The organism is Mesorhizobium sp. M4A.F.Ca.ET.090.04.2.1 (assembly GCF_003999085.1).
Taxonomy (GTDB): Bacteria; Pseudomonadota; Alphaproteobacteria; order Rhizobiales; family Rhizobiaceae; genus Mesorhizobium.
Map to the genome: position 1 here is coordinate 1 of NZ_RZOT01000218.1, position 9,151 is coordinate 9,151.

9 protein-coding genes are annotated in these 9,151 nt (G+C 65.6%); 5 read left to right on the forward strand and 4 right to left on the reverse strand.

All coding sequences use genetic code 11. The annotated features are described in order from the left end of the window. From EN781_RS16710 to EN781_RS16720, 3 genes are all read left to right on the forward strand, one after another. Positions 1–519 (forward strand): aminotransferase class III-fold pyridoxal phosphate-dependent enzyme (locus EN781_RS16710; RefSeq protein WP_127400158.1); only part of this gene is annotated, 519 nt, incomplete at its 5' end. Positions 520–565: 46 nt separating this feature from the next. Continuing rightward, complete coding sequence (locus EN781_RS16715; protein WP_126056983.1) at positions 566–1,951, forward strand: glutamine synthetase family protein; 1,386 nt, start codon at positions 566–568, stop codon at positions 1,949–1,951. Positions 1,952–2,004: 53 nt separating this feature from the next. After that, positions 2,005–2,667, forward strand: coding sequence for a UdgX family uracil-DNA binding protein (locus EN781_RS16720; RefSeq protein ID WP_126056982.1), 663 nt, complete (start codon positions 2,005–2,007; stop codon positions 2,665–2,667). 187 nt (positions 2,668–2,854) lie between these two features. Here EN781_RS16720 and EN781_RS16725 read toward each other — a convergent pair whose 3' ends face one another. From EN781_RS16725 to EN781_RS16740, 4 genes are all read right to left on the reverse strand, one after another. After that, positions 2,855–4,114 carry a glycerate kinase gene (locus EN781_RS16725; protein WP_126056981.1) on the reverse strand — a complete coding sequence of 420 codons (1,260 nt, stop codon included), beginning with the start codon at positions 4,112–4,114 and terminating at the stop codon, positions 2,855–2,857. After that, positions 4,111–4,614 carry a heme-degrading domain-containing protein gene (locus EN781_RS16730; RefSeq protein ID WP_126056980.1) on the reverse strand — a complete coding sequence of 168 codons (504 nt, stop codon included), beginning with the start codon at positions 4,612–4,614 and terminating at the stop codon, positions 4,111–4,113. The genes EN781_RS16725 and EN781_RS16730 overlap by 4 nt, the downstream gene beginning before the upstream one ends. A 65-nt stretch (positions 4,615–4,679) precedes the next feature. After that, complete coding sequence (gene guaD, locus EN781_RS16735; RefSeq protein ID WP_126056979.1) at positions 4,680–5,993, reverse strand: guanine deaminase; 1,314 nt, start codon at positions 5,991–5,993, stop codon at positions 4,680–4,682. A gap of 1 nt (position 5,994) precedes the next feature. Beyond that, the gene (locus EN781_RS16740; RefSeq protein WP_126056978.1) at positions 5,995–7,212 is read right to left on the reverse strand and encodes a urate hydroxylase PuuD; all 1,218 of its coding nucleotides are present in this window, start codon (positions 7,210–7,212) and stop codon (positions 5,995–5,997) included. Positions 7,213–7,408: 196 nt separating this feature from the next. Here EN781_RS16740 and EN781_RS16745 point away from each other — a divergent pair, with 196 nt between their 5' ends. Together EN781_RS16745 and EN781_RS16750 are read left to right on the forward strand one after the other, a co-directional pair. Beyond that, positions 7,409–8,329, forward strand: a complete 921-nt coding sequence (locus tag EN781_RS16745) for a LysR family transcriptional regulator (RefSeq protein ID WP_126056977.1) — start codon at positions 7,409–7,411, stop codon at positions 8,327–8,329. A gap of 77 nt (positions 8,330–8,406) precedes the next feature. After that, a partial coding sequence (locus EN781_RS16750) for an LLM class flavin-dependent oxidoreductase (protein WP_127400159.1) occupies positions 8,407–9,151 on the forward strand: 745 nt, incomplete at its 3' end.

Below are 9,151 nucleotides of genomic sequence, written 5' to 3' on the forward strand. Positions count from 1 at the left end.
GTGCTTGGCAAGCCGCTGGCCGGCGGCGTGCCGGCGAGCGTCTGGGGCCTGAGCGACGAGGTCGCCAGCCGCTACGCCGCCTACAACAGGGTGAAGGCGCCTGGCTATTCCGGCATGGGCACGACGCTGTCGGCCAATCCGCTGCAGTTCGCCACCATGCGCGCGGCGCTCGAGGAGGTGATGACCGAGGAAGCCTATGCCCGCATGGACCGGCTGGCGCGGCGGCTGGATGCCGGGCTGACGGCCGTCATCGACCGCTACCGTCTGCCCTGGCATGTCGCCCGCGTCGGCGCCCGGGTCGAGTTCATCTGTGCCCCGGGCCCGCTGCGCAACGGCGGCGAGGCGGAGGCGGCGCACGCGCCGGAGCTGGAGGCCGCCATCCACGTCGCGCTGGCCAACCGGGGCGTTCTGATCGCGCCCTTCCACAATATGATGCTGATCTCGCCGGCCACGACGGCGGCTCAGGTCAACAGGCTGATCACCGCTTTCGCGACGGTTGCGGCAAGGCTTGCGGCATGAGACAAGCAGCGGAAGATTGGCGGCCAGGCCAAAGCAGAGTTCGATCATGACCTCACCTTCGGGCTCGACGCCCCGCGAGGCGAAAGCCTTTCTCGATGCCCACCCCGAAATCGAGGCCTTCGACATCGTGCTCACCGACGCCAACGGCATCGGCCGTGGCAAGATCGTGCGCCGGCACGAGCTGATGGGCATTTTCGAGGCCGGCCGGCACCTGCCGATCTCGATTCTCGGCCTCGACATCACCGGCGAGGACGTGCACGAGACCGGCCTGGTCTGGGACACCGGTGATGGCGATCTGAGGGCATGGCCAATCCCCGGCACGCTGGTGCCGCTGTATGGCACCAACCCGCCGCGCGGCCAGGTGCTGATGGCGATGCACCATCTCGACGGCCAGCCGATGTCGTCCGATCCCCGCCTGGCGCTCAAGCGGCAGGTCGAGCGCCTGGCGGCCAAGGGGCTGCGTCCGGCCGGCGCCTTCGAGCTCGAATTTTTTCTTCTTGCCAATGAGCGCGATGCCGACGGCAAGGTGCAGCCGGCGCATGCCGTGCTCGACGGGCGCCGCTCGGCCAAGACCGAGGTCTATTCGGTTGACCATCTGCACGGCATGGAGCCGCTGTTTTCCGACATCTATGCCGCCGCCAGCGCACAAGGCATCCCGGCCGAGACGGTGATTTCCGAATATGCGCCCGGCCAGTACGAGCTGACGCTCAACTACCGCAAGGATGTGATGCGGGCAGCTGACGACCTCGTCATGCTGAAGCGGCTGGTCAGGGCGCAGGCGCGCCGCCACGGTGTCACCGCCTGCTTCATGGCCAAGCCGATCGAGAAATACGCTGGCTCTGGCATGCATTTCCATGTTTCGCTGCAAGATGATGCCGGAAAAAATGTGTTTGCCGAAGCCGGTGGCGAGAGCTGGTCGCCGCCGCTGCTGCAGGGTCTCGGCGGCCTGATCCAGACCATGGCGGAATCCATGCTGGTGTTTGCGCCGCATGCCAATTCATGGCGGCGCTTCGTTTCGCAATCCTACGCGCCGGTGGCGCCGACCTGGGGCGTCAACAACCGTTCGGTGGCGCTGCGCGTGCCGGCTGGCGACGCCAGGAACCGCCGCATCGAGCACCGTCCGTCGGGTGTCGACGCAAACCCTTATCTCGTGGCCGCGACCGTGCTCGCCGGGATTGTGAAAGGCATCGAGGAAGGGCTCGACCCCGGTCCGGAAACCACCGGCAACGGCTACGAAGCGGCCGTAACGCGCACCATCATGCCGGTGGACTGGCGCGCCGCGATCGAGGCGGCGCGGGCGTCCGATTTCCTGAAAGAGGCGCTCGGCCCCGATCTGCACCGGACATTCGTCGCGATCAAGCAGGCCGAATATCTGCGCGTCGCCCGCACTGTCAGCGAGCTGGACTACCACCTGTATCTGCACGAGGTGTGAGCGGAACCATCGCCCGCCCCGTCCATTTCACCCTGGAATGGATGAGGCATGGGATGGCCGCCACGAACCAGGCGAAGGCACCAGTCAGGCGCGGGTTGGACGATGCCAAACCGGTCCTTGGCGAGGATGCTTCGATAGCCGAACTGCGCGCTGCGGCGAAGCCCTGTCGCCGCTGCCCGCTGTGGCGCGACGCCACCCAGACGGTGTTCGGCGAGGGACCTGAGAATGCCGAGGTGGTCTTCGTCGGCGAACAGCCGGGCGACCAGGAGGATGTGGCCGGCAAACCATTCGTCGGCCCGGCAGGAAGGATCCTCGACGCCACGCTGAACGATGCCGAGATCGAGCGGCGCAAAACCTACGTCACCAATGCGGTGAAGCATTTCAAGTTCGAGCCGCGCGGCAAGCGCCGCATCCACTCCAAGCCGAATGCCGGTGAGATCCAGGCCTGCCGTTGGTGGCTGGACAGGGAACTCGATCTCATCCAGCCAAATCTGGTGGTGGCGCTCGGCGCGACCGCGGCGCAGGCGCTGCTCGGCAAGGCGGTGCCGGTGACGAAGATGCGCGGCGAGGTGATCGAGCGCGAAGACGGCCTGCGCGTCTTCATTACCATCCACCCATCCTTCATCCTGCGCATCCGGGAGCAGGAAGACAAGGAAGCCGAGCGGGAACGATTCCTCAAGGATATGAGAGAGGTGAAACGGCTGATGGCGGTTTGATCAATTATGCTTCGGTGCGCCTCTTCGGATGCCCTCATTCAACTTTGGTTGAAATCGACAGGTTCGCGCCGCCCCTCATTGCCCCTTCGTAGCCAGCTGCCTTCTCCCCGTCACTATACGGGGAGAAGGTGCCGGCAGGCGGATGAGGGGCAGCGCCGACGCTTGCGCAAGGGCAATGCGGCGCGCGTTAACGGACGAGAATCGCCCTTAAATCATTGACGTTCGTGCCCGTCGGCCCCGGCACAAAAAGATCGCCGATCGCATTGAAGGCCGTCCAGGCATTGTTGCCGGCGAGCATCGCCTTGGCGTCGATGCCGGCGGCGCGCATGCGCGCCACCGTCGAGCCGTCGGCGAAGGCGCCAGCATTGTCCTCCGAGCCGTCGATGCCGTCGGTGTCCGCCGCCAGCGCGTGAATGCCGTCCAGGCCGCCAATGGCAATCGCAAAGGCGAGCAGGAATTCCGAATTGCGGCCGCCCTTGCCTTTTGCCCGTAGCGTCACCGTCGTCTCGCCGCCCGACAGGATCAGCACCGGCTTGGCGAACGGGCGGTCGCGCGTCGCTACCTCGCGCGCGATGGCGGCGTGGACGCCGCCGACCTCGCGCGCCTCGCCCTCGATGGAATCGGACAGGATGACGGCTTCAATTCCCTGCCGCTTCGCCTCGGCGGCGGCGGCTTCCAGCGAAACGCCGGCCGACGCGATCAGATGCACTTCGTTGCCGGCGAAGACCGGATCGTCCGGACGCGGCGCATCGGCGGTCGGCGAATTGATGTGCGCCATGACTGCTGCCGGCAGCTTCATGCCACAGGCTGATATCGACGCCAGCGCATCCTCGCGGCTGCCGGTGTCGGGGACCGTCGGGCCTGAGGCGACGAGGGCGGGATTGTCGCCGGGGATGTCGGAGACGACCAGCGACACCACTTTGGCCGGATGCGCCGCCGCCGCCAGCCGGCCGCCCTTGATGGTGGAGACATGCTTGCGGATCGTGTTCATCGCCGCGATCGGCGCGCCGGAGGCAAGCAGCGCCTCGTTGACGGCGATCTCGTCGGCCAGGGCCAGGCCCGGAGCGGGCGAGGGCAGCAGCGCCGAGCCGCCGCCGGAGATCAGCGCCACGACAAGATCGTCCGGCGTCAGCCCGCGCACCTTCTCCAGCAGCCGGCGCGAGGCCTCGAGACCGGCCGCATCCGGCACCGGATGCGCCGCCTCGATGATCTCGATGCGCTCGCACTTCGCGCCATAGCCGTAGCGAGTGACGACCAGTCCCTCGATCGGGCCGTCCCAAACCTTTTCGAAGGCCGCTGCCATCTGCGCCGAGCCCTTGCCGGCGCCGATGACGATGGTGCGGCCCTTCGGCCTTGCCGGCAGATGGTCGCGGATCGTCTTTTCCGGATCGGCGGCGGCGACCGCGGCGTTGAAGATCGACGTCAGGAAGGATTTTGGGTCTGTCATTGTGCTTCCGGCGCCAGGGCCAATTGTTTGCGGTCGGCGCCCAGATGCGCGCACAGCGCGTCGACCACCATGCCGTGATCCTCACGCTCCGGCAGGCCCGAAACGGCAATCACTCCGATCACGCCCACGCCTTTGACGGTGACCGGAAAGCCGCCGCCGGCCAGCACATAGTCGGCGACATTCAGCCCCTCGCCGACCTTGAAGGTGCGGTCGGGGCGCTGCTGCTCCAGCACCATGCGGTAGGTGCTTTTCAGGAACCGCTTCACCACATTGATCTTGCGCCGGGCCCAGTCGGGATTGGAGGCGTTCGAACCCGGCATCGCGGCGTAGAACAGCGGCCGGTCGAAGGTCCTGATGTCGACGATGATCGGCAGGTTCTCGGCCAGCGCGCGCTTGCGGATCGCCGCGCCGACCTCGAAGGCGACGGCCTCGTCGAAGCCGGGGAAGACCAGCGTGGCCTCCTGTTTCTTGATCAGAGCGATGTCGTCGGCAACGGCCATGTCGTTCCCCTGTCAATGTCGCCGCACGCTTTGGCCGATGCTTGCCGTGGGGTCAAGCCGGAATGCTAGATCGCGATAGTGCTCTTGGCCGGCCGGCCAGCGACATAGACCTCGCGCACGGCGCGGTCGTCGCCCAGCGTCTGCAGGAGAAACAGTTCCTCGGCCAGCGTGCCGACCGTTTCCATCCTCAGCCGCATCGCCGGCGTGACGCGCGCGTCGAGCACGACGATGTCGGCATCGGTGCCAGCCTCGAGTGTGCCGACCTTGTCGGCGACCGACAGCGCCTCGGCATTGCCGCGCGTCAATTGCCAGAAGGACTGGAACGGGTTGAGCTTCTCCCCGTTCAGCGCGATCACCTTGTAGCCCTCGTCCATGGTGCGCAGCATCGAGTAGTTGGTGCCGCCGCCGACGTCGGTGGCGGCCGCGATTCTGAGGGCCCTGTCACGCCTGCGGTAGCGCTGATAGTCGAACAGGCCGGAGCCGAGGAACAGGTTCGAGGTCGGGCAGAACACCGCCACCGAGCCGGTGCTCGACAGCGCATCCGCCTCGCGTTCGGAGAGATGGATGCAGTGGCCGAACAGGCTCTTTTGCCCCAAGAGCCCGTACCGCTCATAGACGTCGGTATAGTCGCGCGACCAGGGATAGAGCTCCTGCGTGAAGGCGATCTCGGCATGGTTTTCCGAGAGATGCGTCTGCATGTGGAGATCGGGATGCTCGCGGCAGAGCGTACCGGCCATCTCCATCTGCTCGGGCGTGGAGGTGATGGCGAAGCGAGGGGTGATGGCATAGAGCTGGCGGCCCTTGCCGTGCCATTCCGCAATCAGCGCCTTGCTGTCGTCATAGCCCGATTGCGACGTGTCGAGCAGGCCGTCCGGCGCGTTGCGGTCCATCATCACCTTGCCGGCGATGTTGAGCATGTTGCGGTCATGCGACTCGGCGAAGAAGGCCTCGGCCGACGCCTTGTGCACCGAGCAATAGGCGGCGACCGTCGTCGTGCCATGCCGCACCATCTCGTCGAGGAACAGTCTCGCGATGCGGCGGCCGTGCTGGGCGTCGCGGAATTTCGTCTCCTCGGGAAAGGTGTATTTGTTTAGCCAGTCGAGCAACTCGGCGCCGTAGGAGGCGATGATCTGCATCTGCGGGAAATGCACATGCGCGTCGATGAAGCCCGGCAGGATGAGATGCGGGCGATGGTCGATCCGTCTTGCCCCGTCGCCGGCCTGCTTCTCGATATCGGCATAGGCGCCTGAGGCGACGATCCGGCCGTCGCTGATCAGCAGGCCGCCATCCTCCTCGTAGCGCCAGGCGGAATGGTCGTCGATCGTTTCCGGCCAGCGCAGGAAGGTCAGCGTGCGGCCGCGCAGAAGGGTGGAGGTCATGCTACTTTCCCTGGCCTTCGAACCAGGCGACCAGCAGCGCCCGCTCCTTGTCGCTGATCTGGGTGACATTGGCTGGCGGCATGGCGTGGCTGCGTCCGGCCTGCAGGTAGATCTCGCGCGCATGCTCGGCGATGCGCGCGTCGGTGTCGAGCATCACGCCCTTCGGGGCATGGTAAATGCCCTCATAGACCGGCTCCTCGGCATGGCACATCGAGCAGCGGCCAAGCACCGTGTCGCGCACGGCCTGGAAATGCGCCGAGGCGATAAAGGTCTCGGCCGCGGCGGAAGCCTTGGGCTCGCCGGTCAGGACCTTCGGCACGGTCGACAGCCAGATGATGATGACGAACAGCACGGCGGCGCCGAGCCACGTCCAGGTCGGGTTGCCCTTGCGGGCATGGACGGTGTTGAAATAGTGTCGGATAAGCACGCCGATGATGAACACCAGTGAGGCGATCACCCAGTTGAACTCGGTGCCGAACGCCAGCGGATAGTGGTTCGACAGCATCAGGAACAGCACCGGCAGCGTCAGGTAGTTGTTGTGCAGCGAGCGCTGTTTGGCGATCTTGCCGTATTTCGGGTCCGGCTTGCGGCCGGCGATCAGGTCGGCGACGACGATCTTCTGGTTGGGGATGATGACCATGAAGACGTTGGCCGACATGATCGTGGCGGTGATGGCACCGAGATGCAGGAAGGCGGCGCGGCCGGTGAAGAGATGCGTCAATCCCCAGGCGATGAACACCAGCACGCCATAAAGCACCAGCATCAGCCCTGTGTCGCTCTTGCCCAGCGCCGAGCGGCAAAGCAGGTCGTAGACCACCCAGCCGACACCGATCGTCGCCAGCGACAGCAGGATGCCGACCGGCACCGACATCGGCAGCACATTGGGATCGATCAGGAACAGGTCGGCGCCGGCATAGTAGACCACGCACAGCATGGCGAAGCCCGACAGCCAGGTGGCATAGGACTCCCATTTGAACCAGGTCAGGTGCTCCGGCATCTCGGCCGGCGCCACCAGATATTTCTGGATGTGGTAGAAGCCGCCGCCATGCACCTGCCATTCCTCGCCGAAGGCGCCGACTGGCAGGCCGGGGCGCTGGCGCAGCCCGAGGTCGAGCGCGACGAAATAGAAGGACGAGCCGATCCAGGCGATGCCGGTGATGACATGCAGCCAGCGGACGGCGAAGCTCAGCCAGTCCCAGAAAATCGCGAAATCCAGCATCGTGTTGCCCTTGGGAAGTCGTCCCTGCCGATGGCACGACTTTACGGTCTGGCGCCAAAACGAAAAGAGGCGAGGTGCGCGATGACTTTCAAAAAAAAATAAAAAATACTAGGGTTGTATAAGGTGTGAGATTCAGGTCAGGCCGAGCCGAAGCGGCGGGTTTCCAGACCTTGGCGCAGCCGCATGAGAGCCACGCATGGCCTATCTCGACAACATCGCCGTCTTCGTCCGTGTCGTCGAGCTCGGCAATCTGTCGGCGGCGGGGCGCGACATGCGCATCTCGCCGGCTGTCGCTTCCAACCGCATCAAGGAGCTGGAGAAGCACCTCGGCGTTCGCCTGTTCAATCGTACGACCAGGCAGTTGATGCCGACCGAGCACGGCACGGTGTTCTACACCGGCGCCAAGCAGGTGCTGGAGGCGATCACCGAGGCGGAGGCCGCCGTCTCGGCATTGTCCGGCCAGCCGCGCGGCACGATCAAGGTGACGGCGCCGCTCGGCCTCGGGCGGCGGCTGGTGGCCTCCGGCATTCCGGACTTCCACGACAAATACCCTGATATCGAGGTGCGGCTCAGGCTTTCGGATCACAATGTCGACATCATGAAGGAAGGCATCGACGTCGCCTTCCGGCTGGGCATCATCGAGGATTCCAGCCTCAGGATGCGCGGCATCATGGAATGCGAGCGGGTGCTGGTGGCGGCGCCGAAATATCTGGAGGCGCGCGGCGAGCCGGCCGAGCCGCAGGAATTGATCGGCAAGAAGCACGATTGCCTGATGCTGCGCTATGCCGGCGCGCGCGAATATGTGTGGACGCTGCAGACGCCGGCCGGCCCGCAGAAATTCGAGGTGCACGGGCCGTACGACACCGATGACGGCGATGTGCTGACCGGCTGGGCGCTGTCGGGTCGTGGCATCATCAACAAGCCGCGCTTCGAGGTCGAGCCTTTCATCCGCGACCAACGGCTGAAGGTGATCCTGGCCAAGACACCGCCGACGCCGGTGCAGTTCGCCGCCGTCTACCCGCACAAGAAGCTGCAGGACCCGAAAGTGCGGCTGCTGCTCGATTTCATGGCCGAGCGCTGCCAGCGGCTGATCAAGGATATTCTTGCCGGCAAGTAGGGGCTGGCCGGCAAGTGACGGCCCGCTGGCCGACCCGACGGACTTGCCTTGCGCGAAGGCGGACTTAGGTTCGCGTCATGCATCTCGCCATTTCGCTCGACATTGCTGCCACCGACGGACAGGCCGGCCTGGACTTCCGCCGCATAGCCGGCTTCGTGCGGAAAGCGGAGGCGGCAGGGGTCGACATGGTCGTCGTTTCCGATACCGCAGCCAACGGCGCTCGATCAACCAGCCCGTTCGAGGCAACGACGCTGCTGGCGGCGCTCGCGACGCTGACCGAAAGGATCGGGCTCGTCGCCGGGGCCTCGACGCTCGCGCACCAGCCCTACAATCTGGCGCGTCGCTTTGCTTCCCTCGACATCATCAGCCACGGCCGTATCGGCTGGAACGCGACGATGGTCCAGGATCCGCGCCAGGCCGCCAATTTCAGCCGGCCGGAAGGGTTTTCCGAAGGTGATTTCCGCCGCCGCGCCGAAGAATTCATCGGCATCGTGCAAGGCCTGTGGAGGGGCTGGGACGCCGATGCGCTGCTGTTCGACAAGTCCGGCGGCCGCTTCCACGATCCGCAGAAGATGCACCTGCTTGACCACAAGGGCGAGTTCTTTTCGGTGCGCGGGCCGCTCAACGTGGCGCGCTCGCCGCAGGGCACGCCGGTGCTGGTCATGTCCGGCCTGTCCGAGGCCGACCTCGACTTCGCCACCCGCGTCGCCGACGTCGTCCTGCTGGACGAGCAACCGTCGGCGGGTGTGGCCGGCGACGACCTGAAACGACGGGCGCTTGCTGCTGGGCGCAAGCCGGAAACACTTAAGGTGTTTGTGACCG

Coding starts and splice junctions, on each gene's coding strand:
- EN781_RS16715 (WP_126056983.1), top strand. CDS start 566: ATGACCTCACCTTCGGGCTCGACGCCCCGCGAGGCGAAAGCCTTTCTC.
- EN781_RS16720 (WP_126056982.1), top strand. CDS start 2,005: ATGGCCGCCACGAACCAGGCGAAGGCACCAGTCAGGCGCGGGTTGGAC.
- EN781_RS16725 (WP_126056981.1), bottom strand. CDS start 4,114: ATGACAGACCCAAAATCCTTCCTGACGTCGATCTTCAACGCCGCGGTC.
- EN781_RS16730 (WP_126056980.1), bottom strand. CDS start 4,614: ATGGCCGTTGCCGACGACATCGCTCTGATCAAGAAACAGGAGGCCACG.
- guaD (WP_126056979.1), bottom strand. CDS start 5,993: ATGACCTCCACCCTTCTGCGCGGCCGCACGCTGACCTTCCTGCGCTGG.
- EN781_RS16740 (WP_126056978.1), bottom strand. CDS start 7,212: ATGCTGGATTTCGCGATTTTCTGGGACTGGCTGAGCTTCGCCGTCCGC.
- EN781_RS16745 (WP_126056977.1), top strand. CDS start 7,409: ATGGCCTATCTCGACAACATCGCCGTCTTCGTCCGTGTCGTCGAGCTC.